This window comes from Geobacter sp. PheSNFMC (assembly GCF_059620965.1).
In genome coordinates this window covers 1-19,192 of sequence record NZ_JCAMRN010000071.1, presented here as the reverse complement: position 1 = coordinate 19,192, position 19,192 = coordinate 1, and the positions used below count along the sequence as shown (strand labels likewise).

General features: G+C 60.9%; 18 protein-coding genes and 1 pseudogene. All 19 read left to right on the top strand.

The window, feature by feature from the left end; translation table 11 throughout:
- Positions 1-1,351: ABC transporter ATP-binding protein (locus AC6CDK_RS14725; protein ID WP_496639895.1), on the top strand; the 1,351-nt coding region annotated here is incomplete at its 5' end.
- Between the two features lie 54 nt (positions 1,352-1,405).
- Complete coding sequence (locus AC6CDK_RS14720) at positions 1,406-2,710, top strand: 3-deoxy-D-manno-octulosonic acid transferase (RefSeq protein ID WP_192905431.1); 1,305 nt, start codon at positions 1,406-1,408, stop codon at positions 2,708-2,710.
- Entirely contained in the window at positions 2,707-3,768 is a 1,062-nt protein-coding gene (gene lpxK / locus AC6CDK_RS14715) for a tetraacyldisaccharide 4'-kinase (protein ID WP_192905432.1), read from the top strand. The genes AC6CDK_RS14720 and lpxK overlap by 4 nt, the downstream gene beginning before the upstream one ends.
- A 14-nt stretch (positions 3,769-3,782) precedes the next feature.
- Positions 3,783-3,959, top strand: coding sequence for a Trm112 family protein (locus AC6CDK_RS14710; protein ID WP_082833123.1), 177 nt, complete (start codon positions 3,783-3,785; stop codon positions 3,957-3,959).
- Positions 3,960-3,984: 25 nt separating this feature from the next.
- Positions 3,985-5,055 carry a lipopolysaccharide heptosyltransferase II gene (waaF, locus tag AC6CDK_RS14705; RefSeq protein WP_192905433.1) on the top strand — a complete coding sequence of 357 codons (1,071 nt, stop codon included), beginning with the start codon at positions 3,985-3,987 and terminating at the stop codon, positions 5,053-5,055.
- On the top strand, positions 5,055-5,987 hold the full coding sequence (locus AC6CDK_RS14700; protein WP_039643780.1) for an O-fucosyltransferase family protein: 933 nt from the start codon (positions 5,055-5,057) through the stop codon (positions 5,985-5,987). The genes waaF and AC6CDK_RS14700 overlap by 1 nt, the downstream gene beginning before the upstream one ends.
- A 29-nt stretch (positions 5,988-6,016) precedes the next feature.
- Complete coding sequence (locus AC6CDK_RS14695; protein WP_039643782.1) at positions 6,017-6,799, top strand: glycosyltransferase family 2 protein; 783 nt, start codon at positions 6,017-6,019, stop codon at positions 6,797-6,799.
- Positions 6,800-6,826: 27 nt separating this feature from the next.
- Complete coding sequence (locus tag AC6CDK_RS14690) at positions 6,827-7,942, top strand: glycosyltransferase family 4 protein (RefSeq protein ID WP_192905434.1); 1,116 nt, start codon at positions 6,827-6,829, stop codon at positions 7,940-7,942.
- A gap of 7 nt (positions 7,943-7,949) precedes the next feature.
- Positions 7,950-9,071, top strand: coding sequence for a glycosyltransferase family 9 protein (locus AC6CDK_RS14685; RefSeq protein ID WP_192905435.1), 1,122 nt, complete (start codon positions 7,950-7,952; stop codon positions 9,069-9,071).
- Positions 9,068-10,336 carry a glycosyltransferase gene (locus tag AC6CDK_RS14680; protein WP_318842685.1) on the top strand — a complete coding sequence of 423 codons (1,269 nt, stop codon included), beginning with the start codon at positions 9,068-9,070 and terminating at the stop codon, positions 10,334-10,336. The genes AC6CDK_RS14685 and AC6CDK_RS14680 overlap by 4 nt, the downstream gene beginning before the upstream one ends.
- Positions 10,337-10,509: 173 nt before the next feature.
- Positions 10,510-11,700, top strand: a complete 1,191-nt coding sequence (locus tag AC6CDK_RS14675; protein ID WP_192905436.1) for a glycosyltransferase family 4 protein — start codon at positions 10,510-10,512, stop codon at positions 11,698-11,700.
- A gap of 47 nt (positions 11,701-11,747) precedes the next feature.
- Entirely contained in the window at positions 11,748-12,578 is an 831-nt protein-coding gene (locus AC6CDK_RS14670; RefSeq protein ID WP_052269391.1) for a class I SAM-dependent methyltransferase, read from the top strand.
- Complete coding sequence (locus AC6CDK_RS14665; protein WP_082021112.1) at positions 12,565-13,728, top strand: glycosyltransferase family 4 protein; 1,164 nt, start codon at positions 12,565-12,567, stop codon at positions 13,726-13,728. The genes AC6CDK_RS14670 and AC6CDK_RS14665 overlap by 14 nt, the downstream gene beginning before the upstream one ends.
- Before the next feature lie 72 nt (positions 13,729-13,800).
- Positions 13,801-14,964: a non-hydrolyzing UDP-N-acetylglucosamine 2-epimerase gene (wecB, locus tag AC6CDK_RS14660; protein ID WP_192905437.1), complete on the top strand. Its 1,164-nt coding sequence runs from the start codon at positions 13,801-13,803 to the stop codon at positions 14,962-14,964.
- 9 nt (positions 14,965-14,973) lie between these two features.
- Positions 14,974-16,041, top strand: coding sequence for a lipopolysaccharide heptosyltransferase I (gene waaC, locus AC6CDK_RS14655; RefSeq protein ID WP_039643795.1), 1,068 nt, complete (start codon positions 14,974-14,976; stop codon positions 16,039-16,041).
- A gap of 55 nt (positions 16,042-16,096) precedes the next feature.
- Positions 16,097-17,107 (top strand): NAD-dependent epimerase, encoded by a 1,011-nt coding sequence (locus AC6CDK_RS14650; RefSeq protein WP_039643797.1) that lies wholly within the window; start codon positions 16,097-16,099, stop codon positions 17,105-17,107.
- Positions 17,108-17,126: 19 nt separating this feature from the next.
- On the top strand, positions 17,127-18,107 hold the full coding sequence (gene galE, locus AC6CDK_RS14645; protein ID WP_039643798.1) for a UDP-glucose 4-epimerase GalE: 981 nt from the start codon (positions 17,127-17,129) through the stop codon (positions 18,105-18,107).
- A 59-nt stretch (positions 18,108-18,166) separates the two neighbouring features.
- Positions 18,167-19,045, top strand: coding sequence for a YicC/YloC family endoribonuclease (locus tag AC6CDK_RS14640; RefSeq protein WP_039643801.1), 879 nt, complete (start codon positions 18,167-18,169; stop codon positions 19,043-19,045).
- A gap of 23 nt (positions 19,046-19,068) precedes the next feature.
- Positions 19,069-19,192, top strand: a pseudogene (locus AC6CDK_RS14635) (guanylate kinase); the annotation flags it as partial.

The following is a 19,192-nucleotide window of genomic DNA, read 5'->3' as shown; positions in this document are numbered from 1 at the left end:
CGTGGGCCAGATGCAGCAGGGGGTAGCAAATATCGTCACGAGCCTGTTGCGAGACGGCGTGACCGCCATCGGCCTGCTGGGCGTCATCTTCTACCGCAACTGGCAGCTGGCGCTCATCACGTTTATCGTGCTCCCCCTTACGGCCGTTCCGGCCCAGAAAATCGGCAAGAGGATCAAGAATCTGGCAAAACAATCCCTGGGCCAGATGGGTGAGATCACGAGCATTCTCCAGGAGACGTTCTCCGGCATCAAGGTGGTGAAGGCATTCCGTCAGGAGAAGAGCGTTGTGGACCGGTTCAGCCGGACCAATTTCGGCCTGTACCGCTACCTGCGCAAGAGCATAAAATACGAATCGCTTCACACGCCCATCATGGAGATCATCACTTCGTTCGGAGTGGCGGGGGTGATCTGGTTCGGCGGCAGCCAGGTCATGGACGGCAAGATGACGGCGCCCGAATTCTTCTCTTTCCTGACCGCCATGGTGATGCTCTACGGCCCGATCAAGAAGGTCCTCAGCGCCTACAATACGGTTCAGCAGGCCATGGGGGCGGCCGAACGGGTTTTCGAGGTAATCGATCATCCAACGGACATCCAGGACCCGCCCGATCCGGTGGAGCCGGGAACGGTACGCGGCTCCGTGGAACTGCGCAATGTCTCGTTCAGCTATGACGATGAGGAGGTGCTGCGCGACGTATCGTTCACGGCCGGGCGGGGCGAGGTGGTGGCGCTGGTGGGGCCCTCGGGCGCCGGGAAGACGACGGTCATGTCGCTCATTCCCCGGTTTTACGATGTGACCGGCGGTGCGGTGCTCATCGACGGGATCGACGTACGGCGCTTGCGCCTGGATGACCTCCTTTGCCAGATCGCCCTGGTGGATCAGGAAACGATCCTGTTCAACGAAACCATCGCCAACAACATCAGGCTCGGCAACTCCGATGCCTCCCTGGAGGACGTGGAGCGCGCGGCCCGGTCTGCCTTTGCCCACGACTTCATCATGGAGATGCCCGAGGGGTATGACACAAACATCGGCGACCGGGGCGTGCGCCTCTCCGGTGGTCAGCGGCAGCGGCTCTGCATCGCCCGGGCCATTCTCAAGAATGCGCCGATTCTCCTTCTGGACGAGGCCACCAGCGCCCTTGACACCGAAAGCGAGCACATGGTCCAGCAGGCCCTGGCCAATCTGATGAAGAACCGGACCACCCTTGTGATTGCCCACCGGCTCTCCACTGTTCTCCATGCGGACCGGATCGTGGTCATCGACAAGGGTGAGGTGGTTGAGGTCGGGACCAACGACGAGTTGTTGGCGCGCGACGGGCTCTACCGCAAGCTCTACGACATGCAGTTCAAGTGAAAGGCCGGGACCGGTCCCGGGTTTGACGGCCGACCGGTCGGGGATGGCGTTTCGATGGTCTTTCTTGTGTACGACATACTGCTGCTCCTGCTGTCGCCCGCGATTATCGCCCACCACGCCTGGCGGACGGTGAGCCGGGGGAGGAGTTTCGCCGGGTTCGGCGAGCGGTTCGGGTTCATCGCGCCGGAACGGCTCATGCCCGTTGCGGGCAAGAGACCCATCTGGGTCCACGCGGTTTCGGTGGGTGAAACCATGGCGGTGAAACCCCTGCTGCGTGAGCTGAAACATCGGTATCCCGAGCGGCCCGTTGTGCTCTCAACCGTGACCGAGACCGGACGCTCTGTTGCCGAGAAGATCGCCGAGGCGGATCTCGTCGTCTACTTCCCCTTTGATTTCGGCTGTGCCGTGTCTCGCGCACTTCGGCTCGTGTCACCGTCGCTGGTCATTGTGGTGGAGACGGAGATCTGGCCCAATTTCCTGCGCTACGCCCGTCGGATGGCAATCCCCGCCGTCATGGTCAACGGCCGTATCTCGGACCGCTCCTTTCCGCGCTACCTCCGGTTTTCATGGTTTTTTGCCCCACTCCTGGCAAAGCTGTCCGCCCTCTGCATGCAGAGCGAGGAGGATGCCCGCCGCATCGTGGCTATCGGTGCGCCGGCGCACCGGGTGTTCGTGACACGCAACCTCAAGTACGACCTCCCCGTGAGAACCCTGAGCCCTGCGGAACGCGAGGAATTGCACCAGCGTTACCGTCTCCCACCGGGCACCCTCGTCATCACTGCCGGAAGTACCCATGCCGGTGAGGAAGAGGCCGTGGCGGACAGCTATGCCCGCCTTGTCCGGGAGCGGCCAGGGCTGTTCCTGGTGCTCGTGCCCCGGCACCCGGAGCGTGCCGCTGAAGTAGGAACGATGCTGCAGGGCAAAGGGATTCCCCATGTGCGTCGTTCCGCCCTTGATGGGGCGCCTGAACCGGCAGCCGGCGGAGTTCTGCTGGTGGACACCATTGGTGAGCTCATGAACCTCTATGCCCTGTCCGACCTGGTCTTCGTGGGGGGAAGCCTCGTGCCCGTGGGAGGGCACAACCTGTTGGAACCTGCGTCGGTCGGGGCTCCGGTCCTGTTCGGCCCCCACATGCACAATTTTCGGGAGATAACGGCCCTGGTCCTGGCAGCCGATGCGGGCGAGCAGGTTGAGGACCGAGCCGGCCTGGAGGATGCCCTGCGGCGGCTCCTGAACGACGAGCCCCGCCGACTCGCCATGGGAGAGCGCGGCATCCGCCTCATGGCCGAGCAGGGGGGCGCCGCCTCCCGTCACCTGGAGATCATCGGGCGCCTGCTTGTCACGGGGAGCGGCGAGTGAGTTGCACGGGGTTCTGGCGGAACCTGGCTTCCGGTGAAGAGCGCGGCGCGGCTGCCCGGCTTCTCGGCGCGGTCCTCGCCATCCCTGCCGTCCTTTATGGACTGGTGGTCCGGCTCCGGGCACTGGCCTACGCCAATGGACTGTTTGCGGTCAGGCGCCTGGACCGTCCGGTGATCTCCGTGGGTAACCTGACCGTGGGGGGCACGGGCAAGACCCCCATGGTGGCGTACCTGGCGCGCCGGCTCATGGCGCGGGGCAAGCGGGTTGCGGTCATCTCGCGGGGGTACGGCGGGTCGCTGGAAGGCGAAACACGCATCGTCTCCGACGGGCGTACGGTCTTGCTCACCGCTGCCGAGGCGGGGGATGAGCCCGTGCATCTGGCAACATCGGTGCCCGGGCTCATGGCGGTCATCGGCGCGGACCGTTACGCAGCCGGTCTCCTGGCGCTGGAACAGCTCGATCCGGACGTCTTCATTCTGGATGACGGCTACCAGCACCTCCGGCTCCACCGGGACCTGAACATCCTGCTCATGGATTGCCGCCGGCCCCTCGGCAACGGCCGGACCTTGCCGGCGGGACTGCTCCGGGAACCGCGGGCGGCCATCCAGCGGGCCGATCTGGTGGTCTACACCCGCTGCACCGGTGGCGAAGCCCCGGCGGTTCACGGCATGGTCCCTTCGTGCCGGGCCGGTCACGCACTGACGGGGGCGGCTCTTCTTCCCGATGGAGAGGTGCAGCCGTTAGGAGCCCTGCGCGGCCGCAGAGGGGTTGCCTTTGCCGGCATCGCCGAGCCGGAGGGTTTTTTCGAGGCCCTTCGCAGGGAGGGGCTGGATATCGTGGCGACCATTCCCTTTGCCGATCACGCCTCTTACGGTGAGCGAGAGGTGAACATGCTGCGGGAAGCGGCCACGGGTGCCGATTACCTGGTCACCACCGGCAAGGATGGGGTCAAGCTGTCTGCCCATCTGGCGCGCCTGCTGCCGGTCTACGCCACAGTGCTCGAAATGCGCCCGCTGGATCCCGGTCCCCTTGAAGCGGCCCTGGACAAAGTGCTTTAAAAGGAATTTACGCTATGGCATTATCTATCGAATTATTCGAAATACTGGCATGTCCCCGCTGCACCGGGGAGGTGAAACCGGTCAATAACGGTTCGGCCCTTGTCTGCGAGGCATGCCGCCTCAGGTTCCCCGTGCGGGACGATATCCCTGTGATGCTCCTCGACGAGGCTGAGCCCATCGGGGACCGGTGAACGGGGCAGGGGACCGGTACACGCTTTGGATATACGGCAGGAGACAATCGGCAGCATTCTCGTCCGATCCACCAACTGGATCGGCGATGCGGTGATGACCACACCGGCGCTGCGGGCAATTCGCGAGAGCTTCCCGAACGCCCGGGTGACGGTATTGGCCAATCCGTTGGTGGCACCGCTGTTCACCGGTCACGGAGCCGTGGATGACGTCATCATCTATGACCGAAAAGGTGCGCATGCCGGCCTGCGGGGCAAAATGCGGCTTGCTCGTGACCTGCGAACCCGGCGGTTCGATCTGGCGATTCTGCTGCAGAATGCCGTTGATGCGGCGCTCATCGCCTGGCTTGCCCGGATTCCCCGGCGCATGGGATACCGGACCGATGGCCGCGGGCCGCTCCTGACCCACGGGGTAGCGGTTGACGGCGCCACGCGCCTGCTCCATCACGTGGAATACTACCTGGCCATGCTCGCCCGTTTCGGGGTCACCACCGGTGACCGGCATCTTGAGCTGGCTACCACGGCCGACGAGGATGCCGCCATGGCAGAACTTTTGGCGGGGCACGGAATCGGGTCTCGCGATGCCCTCCTCGGCATCAACCCCGGCGCCTCGTACGGCGCGGCCAAGCGGTGGTATCCGGAGCGCTTTGCCGCCGTGGCCGACGAGCTGTCCCGCCGCTGGGGTGCGCGGGTCGTGGTGACCGGCGGGCCGGGTGAAGCGGCCATTGCCGCCGACATTGCCGCGGCCATGACCACCCCCTGTGTCGTCATGGCGGGGAAGACATCGGTACGGGAGCTCATGGCGCTCATCAAACGCTGCGATTTCTTTATCACCAACGACTCGGGCCCCATGCACATTGCGGCGGCCTTCGGCGTCCCGCTCGTGGCCGTGTTCGGCTCCACGGACCATGCGACCACCTCGCCCTGGAGCGAACGGGCCGTCATCGTGCGCCGCGACACCGACTGCGCCCCGTGCCTGCTGCGGGAATGCCCCACCGACCACCGGTGCATGACCGCAGTGACGACGGCCGAGGTGGTGGAGGCCGCGGAACGGCTCCGGGCAGGCCGTCAAGCACTACCATCCCAGGGAGTATCGTGATGGCCAGACCCAGGCTGTATATCGATGAATTCGTCGGCATCACCAACCGCCTCGAAACCCTGCCGCTCGCCTTTGCCATCCAGAAGGAATACGGGCACGAGATCATTCTGGACTGGAGCGAGCTGGATTCGTTCAGCGTGGCCGGGACCCGCCGGGCAAAGCTCCGCTTCTGGCAGAAGCCGGGGGCGCTCCGGGTTCGCAACTGTGATGCCGCCCAGTTCGCCACCCTTGGCGGCAAGAAGATCATCCTCCGTTCCTTGGACGGCCCATCGGACAAGCTGGACCCCATCTATCTGGACGTGGCGTCCCGCGTAACAATTGCGCCGCATCTGGCCGATGCCATCAGGCGGACCTTCGCGCGGGCCCAAGGGAGGCCCGTGGTGGCCGTGCACATCCGCCACGGCGACTACCGGATCGTGGACGAGTCGCGCTACGATCCCCTTGCCTGCGAGTGGCCGGCAGTCCCCCTCTGGTGGTATGAGGCGGTCATGGAGCGGATCGCGTTCAAGCAGAAGGATGTCAGCTTCTTCCTCTCCTGCACGGGGGATCCGGCGACCTACGAGACGCTCCACCGCCGGTTCGACGTGTTCACCCTCGACGTGACGTCACCCTATGACTACAAGGGGCCCGATCACGACTCGCGGGTGAATCCCGTGGCAGACCTCTTTGCCCTGGCCTGCTGTCCCGTGATGCTGGCAACCCCCCTGTCGGGTTATTCCCACTGGGCTGCCAACGCCCTCGGTATCCCGGCCGTCTGCATCATCCCCCGGGCGGGCGCCACGCCGGACAATCCCCTCATGGGTGCGCTCAGGCTCTACGGCAAGCGGCTGCCGGCCTGGCGGACCGCCGGCAGGGAGGAGGGTGCCGAACCCATCAGCGATGACTTCGAGGGGGTCGACCTGACCGGCACGGCGGATACCTCGTGGCTGTAACTGATTTTCCGGCAGACAAAGGAGAGAACATGGCGAAGGTTTCCGTTTACATCATAGCCTACAACGAGGAGCAGAAGATCGAGCCGGCCCTGCAGAGCGTCACCTGGGCCGACGAGATCGTGGTGGTCGACTCCTTCAGCACCGACCGGACGGCTGAGATCGCCCGGAAGTATACCGACAAGGTCGTCCAGGTTCCCTTCGAAGGGTTCGGCAAGCTGCGCAACAGCGCCATAGCCGCCACGTCCCACGAATGGATCTTCAGCCTCGATACGGACGAGCGCTGCACCGAAGAGGCCAAGAACGAGATTCTCGCCATCATCGACAGCCCCGATGCCCTGGACGCCTACTACGTGCCGCGCCGCAACATCTTCATGGGGCGCTGGGTCAGGTATTCCGGCTGGTATCCCGACTATCGCCAGCCCCAGCTTTTCCGTCGCGGCGCCCAGGTCTTCACGGACGAGGTGGTGCATGAGTCGTTTACCACCATCGGCCGGGTCGGCCACATGAAGAATGCCATCTGGCAGATTCCGTTCCGCAATTTCGAACAGATGATTTCCAAGATCGACCGCTATTCCACCCTGGGCGCGGCCAAGATGGCCGCCAAGGGGGTACGCCCCGGCATGGGCAAGGCGCTCTTTCACGCACTGTTCGCCTTTTTCAGGATGTATATCCTGCGGCGCGGCATCCTCGACGGCTGGGCCGGTTTCGTCATCGCCCTCTACACCTTCGAGGGGACGTTCTACCGGTACGCCAAACAAGTGGAGGCGGCACGCGGCTGGGTCATGACCCGGCCGGAAGAACTCGAACGGTAAATTCCACGGCCCGCTGAGATGCTTTCCATGGACAGGAACACCGGCACCGGCAGCAGACTGACCGTCCTTTTCGTCGAGTCGTCCAAAAATTTTGGCGGCCAGGAGCGGCGCATTGTCCACGAGGCGCGGCTGTTGAGGGATGCCGGGCACCGTCCCCTCATCCTCTGTCCTCCCGATGCGTTGCTCTGTGCACGGGCGCACGCGGCAGGACTCATTGCAGCCGGCGTGCCCATGCGCAACGCGATGCACCCGGTTGCCATCCGCTCCCTCTGTACCGTTATCCGCCGGGAGGGGGTGGATGTCATCTATTCCCACTCGGCAAAGGATTCATGGCTCGGCGGAATCGCTTCCCTTCTCACCGGAGTTCCGCTCGTCCGCAGCCGGGAACTCCTGAACCCCATCAAGCGGGCCGTCTCCTACAACCTGCTGCCGAAACGGGTGCTTGCCTGCAGCAATGCGGTGCGGGAGCATCTGATCGCCAGCGGTGTAGACCCTCGCAAGGTGTACGTGCAGTACCCGCCCGTGGCTACGGCGCGGTTCGCCTCGGTTGCCGACGAGGAGCGACTGAAGACCAGACGTGATCTGGGGCTCAACGGTCACTTCCCCGTCATTGCCTGTGTGGCAGGGTTCCGTGGTGAGAAGCGCCAGGAAGACCTGATTCGGGCCATGGCGCTGATCCGCTGCCCTTTCCCGACGGCACGGCTCGTTCTTGCCGGGAGCGGCTGGCATGTGGCCAACCTGCGGGGCTTCGCCGAGGAGGCCGGGGTGGCGGACCTGGTGGATTGCCCCGGCGAGCGTGAGGACGTGCCGGCGCTGCTGGCGAACACCGACGTGTTCGTGCTTCCCTCATCCCTGGAGCCCTTCGGCATGTCGCCGGTGGAGGCCATGGCCGCCGGCGTGCCCGTGGTGGTGACCCGCACCGGCGGGCTCGCCGAGATCGTAACGGACGGCGTGGACGGGATTCAGGTGCCCGTGGGCGATCACGGTGCCATCGCTGCGGCAGTCATCCGGATCTGCAGCGACAGGCAGCTCCGTGACCGGCTTGCGGCCGCAGGCCTGCGGCGCGCCTCCGACTTTGATGAAGCACGGGCCATCAAGGGGCTTCTCGGCCATTTCAACGACGTCATCGCCCGAAGGATCTGAGCATATCGTGACAGCATCACCCGCCTCCATACTCATCATCAATATCCGGCTCATCGGCGATGTCATCCTGACCACGCCGCTCGTCGGCATCCTGAAAAATGCATTCCCTGACGCAGCCATCGACTTTCTGGTGAACCGGGGTACCGGCGAGTTTCTGGAAAAGGACCCGCGGGTCAGGCGGGTCATCTATTCGGAGAAGGGCTCGGTTGCTGCCGGTGGGGGGCGTGAAGGCGGCTACCTTGGAGATATCTTCAGGCGCTACGACCTCGCCATCACCATGAACGCCTCGGATCGGGGGAGTGTTGCCGCCCTGCTGGCGGGAACAAAGACACGGGTCGGTTTCTTCGTGGGCGAGAGGTGGTACACGCGCTTGTGGAAGCGGCTTCTGTTCGATCACCTTATCCCCATGCCGTATAGCACGCATGTGGCCTTGCTCAACAAACTGGTGGCCAATGCCCTCGGGGTTGAAGTCGGGCAACTCCGGGTTACCATTTACTGGGATGGGGAGGATGAAGCGCGTGTCGATCAGTTCCTGGCGCACGCCGGGGTGACCGGGCCGTTTTTCGTGATTCACCCTTTTGCCCGCTGGCGTTATAAGTACTGGCAGATGGAGCGGATAGCCGCCCTGAGCGACCGTGTTGCGGAGCGATACGGGCTCTGCCCCGTCTGGACGTCATCGCCCTCGAAGGAAGAAGTAGCCCTGCTGGAGTTGTGGGCAGGCCAGTGCCGGTACCGGCCGGCCCTGGTAAAGGGCGAGTTCAGTCTCAATCAGATGAGTTGCCTTCTGAGCCGCAGCTCCCTCTACCTCGGCCTCGACACCGCCATAACCCATCTGGCCGCGGCAGCCGGGGTGCCGCTGGTGGCCCTGTACGGGCCAACCATCGGGGAGCGCTGGTCACCGTGGAACAATGACGGGCCCCTGGCCCAGCAGTGCCCCCTGCCGAGGGGCGTTCAGCGGAACGGCCATATCGTCCTCCTGCAGAAGGAGTATCCATGTATCCCGTGCGGCAAGGCCGGCTGCGACGACGCGGGGGGCGAGAGCCCCTGCATGCTCGGGATCGAAGTGGATGAGGTCATGGATGCCGTTGCCTGTCTCGAAGAGAATTTCGCGCCAAGGATGACCACGTGAAAACAGAAAACAGGCACTGGCTCATCCTGTCGTATTTTTCGAGAATCGACGGCATGGCCTGTGCCCAGCACATCGACGACCGTCTGCCCTATCTGCGGAAAAGCGGCATCTCGCCCATCATGCTCACCAGCGTATGCGCAACACGGCACGAGGGGCTGGTTCACCGGCGAGTTCCATCCGTGGCACCCTCGGGCATCCGTTACGAGCTTCGCCACCTGCGCCGCCGGAGCCGGGTCGCAAAGGTGCTGGCGCCGCTCGTCAATGTACTGTCCTTGCCGTTCTATCTGATCGAAAAAATCATAGTCGATCTCGACAGCCAGTGGTCCTGGTTCCCTCTGGCAGCGTGGCGCGGCCGTGCGCTCTGCCGGGAGTTCGCGCCGGAGCTCATTTATTCGACCGGCGGTGCATCGAGCGCGCACGTGGCCGCGTTCATCATCTCGCGAATGACCGGCATCCCTTGGATTGCCGAATTGCAGGACCCCCTGGTGTATGGCGATTCGACGCGAAGCCGGCGGGCTCAGCGGCTCTACGGCGGTATCGTCTCCCTCATGTGCAGGCATGCGTCGGCCGTCGTTTTCCTCACGGAAGAGGCGAGACGGCGTGCCGCGGCCTCGACGGAACTGGGGGACAAGGGACGGGTGATCTATCCGGGTGCTGACCCGGCAATAATGCCGGATGCCCCCTATCAGCGGGGGGAGCGCTGCTGTTTCGCCCATTTTGGTTCATTGGGAGGCACCCGAAACCTCCGGGTGTTTTTGCAGGGCTTGCGGTTGCTCTTCGAGGAACGTCCCGAGCTTGCCGGGCTCATCCATGTCGATCTCTACGGGACCGCCGATCGGACAACCATCGAAGATATTCGCGCATTTCCCTATCCCGGGGTCATCAGGAATTTCGGACGGATTCCCCGGAAAGACTCCTTGATCGCCATGAAGCGGAGCGATGTGCTTCTGCTCATCCAGAACACCGACAGCATCTCCACTGAAACGATTCCGTCAAAGGTGTATGAGTATCTGCATGCGGGGAGGCCGATTGTGGGGCTGGTGCATGAAAACGAAGAACTTCAATCAATGCTTGTGCAGTATGGGCACCATGGGGTTTCTGCTGATGATCCGGCGTCAGCCCGGTGGGGAATCCATGCCAGCTATGAACAATGGGCTAAGGATGCTTTAACGGCGGGCACTATATCGAGTTACACCGTCGAATCCGCGGTTTCCAGGCTAGTAGCCGCATGTTCGGATTTGAAATCGCGAGGCGAGGATGACTGATGCGGTTGCTGCGCCCCTTTGACGTCGCTCCTGCTGTCAAGAAACGGCGATAACCGCTCGTGCCGGCATCGCCAAGGATACGCTTGGTTGGCAGTATATGAGCGCTCTGAACGGAACCGGTTTGCTGTTTACAAATCTCATTGACTGTTTTTATAAAGTTTGTTGGAGGAGCAATGTCTAAAAGGTACGGGCTATGCGACAAGTTCCGGTTTTTCAGACGGAAGCTTCATCGGCACCAAAACTTTTTCAACAGAAAAAATGAAGTGTCTCTGTTGACAGGGCTCTTTTTCGACGCTCGGGGTGAACGGGTTATTTTTGGAGGCGCAGAGCGCTATATTATCAACCTGGGAGAACTGCTTGAGAATGAATTCGGAAAGAGTCTGACCGTATATCAGCGGGGAGCCACTTATGAGCCATGGGTGCGCCAGTATCAAAATATAACTGTAATAGGCTTGCCAGTGGGTGGTAAGTACAAGTTTCTGAATCATGTTTTTCATAGGCTTGTTGCCCCTGCCGATCTAACTATCTATAATCAGCTTGATCTGGCAATTCCTTATTGTCATAACCCGGCCATTGCCATATCTCACGGTATTTATTGGGATTCACCCCAGGCTGGGGAAGCAAAGAAGAGGCGAATGATCAAGCATTATATTGCAGGATTGCGTAACGTTAACACACTGATATCAGTAGATACAACAACACTCCATTTTTTTAGGGGAACGATTGATTGCCGTTTTGTTAATGGAAAATCTCATTATGTTCCTAACTTTGTTGATACAGAGATTTTTCATCCTTCAAAGGACCTCTCGACATCTTCCGGCTTGACAATAACCTATCCGAGGCGTCTCTACGAGGCCCGCGGCTTCTTCCTAATGGCTGAAGCAATGGATCTCCTTTTAGATCGTTATACGGATATTACATTGTGTTTTGCCGGTGAAATAGACAATGAGAAGGTTCGTAGAGAATTGGACCGCCTGATTTCCAGCTATCCGGGGCGGATATCCTACTGCCTTACTGACTTTGACGACATGGCAACAGTGTACCGCACAAGCGACGTAGTTGTAATCCCGACGCTTTACAGTGAGGGCACTTCCCTTTCCCTGCTGGAGGCCATGGCAAGCGGCTGCTGCGTTGTTGCTACTGATGTAGGTGGTTTGACCGATTTGGTTATAGATAATTATAACGGAGTTCTTTGTGAGCCTACCGTTACAAGCTTAACTGAAGCATTGGCCGAAGTAATCGAGGATACTGAGAAACGTGCACGCTTGGCTGCATGTGCCAGGGAAACGGTGGTCGCTTCATTCGGTAAGCAACGCTGGCAGCAGAAATGGCGGGATATTCTTAAGGCCCATTTAGATGTGTGAATCAGTTGGGGTCTGCTTCAATAATCCAGGAGTGTTGACAATTGCCTATGAGAGAGCCAGATAATACTGTTGCTATTGTAAAGTGTCCCTTGTGCGGAGGCCAATCCTTAAGGACTGCGCAGCGTTTGGGTGGATTTGAGCTTTTCTTGTGCAATGCGTGCAATTACCGTTTCGCGTATGACGCTTTTAATGTCAAGGTTGATTATAATCAACTCTATGAGAGCATGGATTACCTTGCTGAACAAGTGAATCCTATTGAGCAAGATTTTGAAGCTGAGAACTTCGCTTTACATCCAACCTATCGGCCCTTCTTTGTACAAGTTGCATGCTGGCCGGGAGCGACCCTTCTGGACTTCGGCTGTGGAGTTGGACGTTTCTGTCATGCTGCTGCCTCGGTGGGCTGGAGTGTAAGTGGTATCGATACGTCTGAGCAGGCCATAAGCGTCGGAAGGCGCAAGGCTGCGTTCCCTCTTCGGTATGGAACGCTGGATGATGAGCTCAGTAGAGGCGTGACCTACGATGCGCTTACCGCCTTTGAAGTCATGGAGCACGTGCCCGACCCAGTGGGCACACTAAAAAAGATGGCGCGGCTCTTGCGTCCGGGAGGCCACATCTTTGTTACCGTTCCCAATTGGGATAGCCCGGAAATCCGGAACGCTGTCAGGCCCGACCTAATTCCTCCAGTTCACGTTGGATTCCATCAGAAGCGCTCGGTCAAGGTCATGCTCGAAGCTTCTGGGTTTCGTAATGTCGTACTAGGTGAAATCGGAGGGTTTGAGCGAAAGCCGGGTTTTCGAGGGCTCTTAAGCTTTATCGTCAGGAAGTGTCGAGGGAAGATACTCCCTCCGATTGGAGTGTGGGGCCATGCTCGAAAATAATTCCATGGTGCGCGTTGCAATGGTTACCTGCACGATGCATCCAGGAGGGCTCGAGACGTATCTCCTGAGACTGGGCGGATATCTCAAGAGTAAAGGGTATCAGGTAGATATCATAACCACGGCAGATAAAGGCCCATGGTTTGGGCTTATCAGGGAAAGAGGGATTGGCAGCAAGCATTTTCAACAACCCAGGAAGCGCTGGAGGCGCCTTCACGCCATAAAGGTTGCCGTTAAACTTGCCTTGGCAAGATATGATGTCATTTTCACGAACCATGCTTCTCCTGCTCAATACTCTGTCTCACTTTTGCCAGACAGAGTCGTGGTTATTCCCGTTGTCCATAATCATCATGACGAAGTTTACAGAGTTGCCGGCCTTAATGCGGGTGCATGTAATGTGGCGGTCACGGTGAGCCCTAAACTGTATGAAACTTTCAGGCAGAAGTATCCTCATAGTAAAGCCCTGTGTATCCCACATGGGATAGACGTGCCGCCGGCTGAGATCCTTTCAGGCCGCTTGCCTCATACGTTTCCGCTGGAATTGATTTTTGTCGGTCAACTGGCCCATGATCACAAAGGCGTTTTGTTCCTTCCCGACATTGTCAAGGGCTGCCTCGCCCATGGAGCCGATGTGCGTCTCACGGTGATTGGAGGCGGACCCGATCGCGAAAGGTTGGAGAGTAAAATAAGAGAGCTCCAGTTGGAGAAGTATATTGTCTTAAAGGGAGTCATTCAGCCGGACGAAATTTACCATTATTTCACTCGTTCACATATCCATCTGATGCCCTCATTTTTTGAGGGATTAGGGCTCGTTTTGCTGGAGAGCCAAGCAAATGGTTGTGTTCCTGTTGCCAGTCATCTCCCAGGAGTCACTGACACGGCGCTGGTAGACGGCGTTTCTGGTTTTCTTGTCAAGACTGGTGCCGTCGAGGAGTTCGTTCACGCTATTTTGCTGCTCTATAACGATCCTCACAAGTGGACCACAATGAGTCACGCCGCCGCAACGTATGTGCGCCGGCATCGCTCAATAGACAAAATGGGGGAGAAGTACGTTGCGTTGATTCAGGAATGCCTCGCAGGGGAATATCCTTTGGCGAAATCACGCAAGCGGCAAATGATGTCGCTTTTTGGCAGAGTTCCTGCGGCATTGTAGGGGACGAACCGGAAGTAATGTCTGTCGTACAGTTCAAACGTAAGAGCAAATAACAGCTCAAGGGAAGAAAAAATGACGTCTGTTCTCTCCATTTTCGGCACCCGTCCCGAAGCCATCAAGATGGCGCCGGTGGTGCGGGAGCTCCAGCGCCGTCCGGACCGGTTCCGCAGCCTTGTGTGCGTCACGGCCCAGCACCGCCAGATGCTCGACCAGGTGCTCGATCTGTTCGATCTCCGTCCCGATTTCGACCTCGACATCATGAAGCCGGGCCAGGATCTCTACGATGTGACGGCCAATGTGCTCCTGGGCATGCGGAATGTGCTCAGGGAGGTGCGCCCCGATATCATTCTCGTCCACGGCGACACCACCACGACCATGGCGGCGGCCCTGGCCGGCTACTACGCGCGCATCCCAGTGGGGCACGTGGAGGCGGGATTGCGGACCCACAACAAGTTCGCGCCGTTCCCCGAGGAGATCAACCGGCAGGTGGCAGGGGTGGTCTGTGATCTCCATTTCGCCCCGACTGAGCAGGCGCGGGCAAACCTGCTCAGGGAGGGGGTTGCCGATTCGGCGATCGTCGTTACCGGCAACACGGTGGTGGACGCGCTCCTTTCCATCGTCGACCGCATCGGGCATGACGACAAGCTGACCCGGGAGATGGAGGCCCGATTTTCGTTCCTCGATCCGGCCCGGCGCCTGGTGCTCGTCACCGGCCACCGGCGCGAGAATTTCGGCGAAGGGTTCGAGAACATCTGCCGCGCCCTGGTGGAGCTTGCCCGCCGCCACGACGACGTGGAAATCCTCTACCCGGTGCACCTGAATCCCAATGTGCAGGAACCGGTGAAGAGAATCCTCGGCGGGGAAGGGGCAGCCAACATCCACTTGATCGATCCGCTCGACTATCTTCCCTTTGTGTACGCCATGAACCGGGCTCACCTGATCATCACCGATTCCGGCGGGGTGCAGGAAGAGGCGCCCTCCCTTGGCAAGCCGGTCCTGGTCATGCGCGAGACGACCGAGCGGCCCGAGGCGGTGGCCGCCGGAACGGTCAGACTCGTGGGGACGGATTTCGACCGGATCGTTGCCGAGGCCACGCTGCTTCTGTCCGACGCAGAGGCCTACGGGGCCATGAGCCGCGCCCACAACCCCTACGGCGACGGCCGGGCCGCCGGCCGGATCGCGGCCGCGCTGGAGGCGTGGGGAACAGCGCGTCGTGCCGGCGCCTCTGCCGATTGAGGTCCTGTCATGCCGCTCCGTGTACTCATCGTCAAAGTATCCGCCCTGGGGGATGTGATCCACGCCCTGCCCGTACTCGACTATCTCCACCAGGTTTCCCCCGGCATCGCGATCGACTGGGTGGTGGAGGAGGGGAACCGCGATATTCTTGAGGGACATCCGCTGCTGCGCCGGCTCCATGTGGTCCGGACCAAGGCATGGCGGCGCGATCCGCTCTCCGACACCACGCGCACCCAGATCGCCACTGTTCGGCGGGAGATGCGCGAAGCGGCCTACGATATCGCCTTCGATCTGCAGGGGAACATCAAGAGCGGCCTCATAGCGTGGCTTTCCGATGCCCGGCGCCGCTACGGTTTCGACCGGGACGGCGTCCGGGAGTCGCTGAACCTGTACTTCACCACCAACCAGGTGCCGCTCCGCCGCCAGGACCACCACATTTCCAGTCGCGCGCTCAGGGTGGTCAGCGTTCCCTTTGGCCGGGACTATGCCGGGATGAAGTTGAGCACCGACATTTACACGTCGCCGGAGGATGACGAGGCCGCCGAGGTGTTCCTGGCAACCCTCGACGACGGCTTTGTTTTGCTCTTCCATAACGGCACCACCTGGACCACGAAGCTCTGGCACGAGGAAGGGTGGATCGCGCTGGGGACCAGGGCGATTCACATGTTCCCCGATGCCACGATCCTCCTCTCCTGGGGCAACGATCAGGAGAAAAAGGCTGCCGAGGCCATTGCCGCGGGGATCGGCCGCAGGGTTCGAGTCCTGCCCAAGCTGACGCTCAAAGGGTTCTGTGCACTCCTCAAGAAGGTCGACGTGGTGGTGGGAGGAGACACGGGGCCGGTCCACATGGCAGCCGCGGTGGGAACGCCCACGGTCTCCTTCTTCCGCGCCACCGATGGCAGCCGCAACGGTCCCCGGGGGGATCAGCACGTGATCGTCCAATCTCCCCTCGACTGCACCGCCTGCCTGCGCAAGTCGTGCGACAGGGATGCTCCCTGCCGCGCCAGTATCACCGCCGACGCCCTCATGGGCGGTATCGCCCGGCTCCTTGCGACCCCCTTTCCATCAACCGGGTGATGTGCTACACTGCACCTCTTTCGCAATCACGCGTTAAATCAAAAGGATAGCGTGCATGGCTTCGATACTCGTCACCGGCGCAGCCGGGTTCATCGGTTTTCATCTTACGAAACGCCTTCTTGACCGGGGCGATCGCGTGGTGGGGCTCGACAACCTGAACGACTATTATGACGTGAACCTGAAGCTGGATCGGCTCCGCCAGTTGGAGGGGCGCGAGGGATTCAGCTTCGTGCGGGCTGGCCTGGCAGACCGGCCGGTCCTGGAGGACCTCTTTGCCGGCCAGCGTTTCGACGTGGTGGTGAACCTGGCTGCCCAGGCCGGGGTCCGCTACTCCATCACCAATCCCCACGCCTACGTGGACAGTAATCTGGTCGGCTTCATCAACATCCTGGAGGGGTGCCGGCATCACGGGGTGAAGCACCTGGTCTACGCATCGTCCAGCTCTGTCTATGGTGCCAATACGGCAATGCCGTTTTCGATCCACCACAACGTGGATCACCCGGTTTCCCTGTATGCCGCCACCAAGAAGGCCAACGAGCTCATGGCCCACACCTATTCGAGCCTCTACGGGCTGCCCACCACGGGCCTGCGCTTCTTCACGGTCTACGGCCCCTGGGGGCGGCCCGACATGGCCCTCTTCCTCTTTACCAAGGCAATCCTCGAAGGCCGGCCCATAGATGTCTATAATTTTGGCAAAATGCAACGGGATTTCACTTATATAGACGACATCGTCGAGGGGGTGGCGCGGGTCATGGACCGCACGCCGGAGCCCAATTCCGCCTGGAGCGGGGCCCGACCCGATCCCGGCACGAGCTACGCTCCTTATCGCATCTACAACATCGGCAACAACAACCCGGTCGAGCTCCTCGCGTTCATTGAAGCCATCGAACAGAACCTGGGGATCACCGCACAGAAGAATCTGCTTCCCCTGCAGGCGGGTGACGTGCCCGCCACCTACGCCGACGTGGATGACCTGATGAACGACGTGGGGTTCAAGCCGGCCACTCCCATCGGAGAGGGGATTGCGCGGTTCGTCGAGTGGTACCGGGGATACTACGGCGTCTGACGCCGTAAGAGGAGGACGTATGCCTGTTCTGGTCACCGGCGGTGCCGGCTATATCGGAAGCCATGTGGTCCGCCAGCTCTCAGAGGCCGGCTATACGGTGGTGGTCTACGACAATCTTTCCACCGGCTTCCCCGATGCCCTTGTCCATGGGGAACGGCTCGTGACGGGAGATTTGTCCGACACCGCCCGGCTCGACGCGCTCTTCGTGGAATACGGCTTTTCAACGGTGCTTCACTTTGCCGCCTCCATCGTTGCGCCGGAGTCGGTCACCGCTCCGCTCAAGTATTACGGCAACAATACGCGAAATACCCTGAACCTTCTCGGTGCCTGCGTGAAGCACGGTGTCGAGCGGTTCATCTTCTCCAGCACCGCGGCGGTCTACGGCATACCGGACAGCGGCGTGGCCGCCGAGGAGAGTGCCACCGTGCCCATCAACCCCTATGGCACGTCAAAGCTCATGAGCGAGTGGATGCTGCGCGATGTCTGCGCCGCCCACGGCATGCGCTCGGTGGCCCTGCGCTACTTCAACGTGGCAGGCGCCGATCCCCAGGCCCGCATGGGGCAGAGAACCCCGGAGGCGACCCACCTCATCAAGGTTTGCTGCCAGGCTGCCCTGGGGCTGCGGGACAAGGTGTGCATCTTCGGTACCGACTATCCGACTCCGGACGGCACCGGCATCCGGGACTACATCCACGTGGAGGACCTTGCCTCTGCCCATCTGGCCGCCCTGTCGTACCTGGAAAAGGGTGGCGAGTCGACCCGCATCAATGTCGGCTATGGACGCGGATCCAGTGTCCGGGACGTGATCGACATGGTGCGCCGGGTGTCGGGAGTTCCGTTCCCTGCCGAGGAGGCTCCCCGGCGGCCGGGCGACCCACCCAGCCTCGTGGCCCGGGCGGATCGCGCCAGGACGCTCCTCGGCTGGACTCCCCGCTACGATGACCTTGAAACCATCGTTGCCGATGCCTGGCGCTGGGAAAAGAAAATCAGCGGCAACTAGTGGCCGGTTGCAGTGGCGCACGCGATCCCCTTATCTTAGTTCACACAGATGGAGCATTCATGATCAAGAGCATGACAGGTTACGGCAAGTCCGTGGTCGAAACCGATACCGGGCGCACCATTGTCGAAATTCGTTCGGTGAACCATCGTTACGGCGAGGTTTACGTCAAGATGCCGCGCACGCTTCTCGCCTTCGAGAATGACGTGCGCAAGACGGTGGGCGACCGGCTCAAACGCGGCAAGATCGAGGTTTTCGTTCAGCGGGAGGAGGCGGTGGGGGGAGAGAACCTGCCCAGCGTCAATGTTCCTCTGGCCAAGTCCTATCGGGATGCCTTCGAGCAACTGAAACGCGAACTCGACCTTACTGATCCCGTGACGCTGCCGCTCATCCTGTCCCAACGCGATGTCCTGTCCGCCCGGGAAGAGGACGGCAACGAGGACGCCCTGCGCGGTGAACTCCTCGGGGCCGTGCGCGGAGCCGTGGAAGCCATGGAGGCCATGCGCCTGCGGGAGGGAGAGGCGCTGCTCGCGGACCTGACGGCGCGGCGCCGGACCCTGTCCGACATCATCGAGCGGATTGCGCTGCGCGCGCCGGCCATGGTTGCCGAGTATGCCGCCCGCCTGCGTGAACGGTTGACGCAACTGCTGAGCGGAACCACGCTGGACGAAACCCGCTTCGCCCAGGAAGTCGCACTGATGGCCGACCGCAGCGACATTACCGAGGAGCTGGTCCGTTTCCGCAGTCACCTGGTCCAGTTCGACGACACCCTCACGCTGTCCGAACCGGTGGGGCGCAAACTCGACTTCCTGATGCAGGAGTTCAACCGCGAGGTGAACACTATCGGTTCCAAGGCGGGAGATGCGGACACCGCAGCGCTGGTGGTGGAGCTCAAGGCCGAGTTGGAGAAGATTCGCGAGCAGGTCCAGAATATCGAATAGCGTTTGCCATGAGCGGGGTCTTGATGAAGCGTGAAGGGGTTTTATACATACTGTCGGCACCGTCTGGGGCGGGTAAAACCACGCTGTGCAGAGAAATAATTGACATTTTTCCACATCTGCGGCATTCTGTCAGCTACACTACGCGCG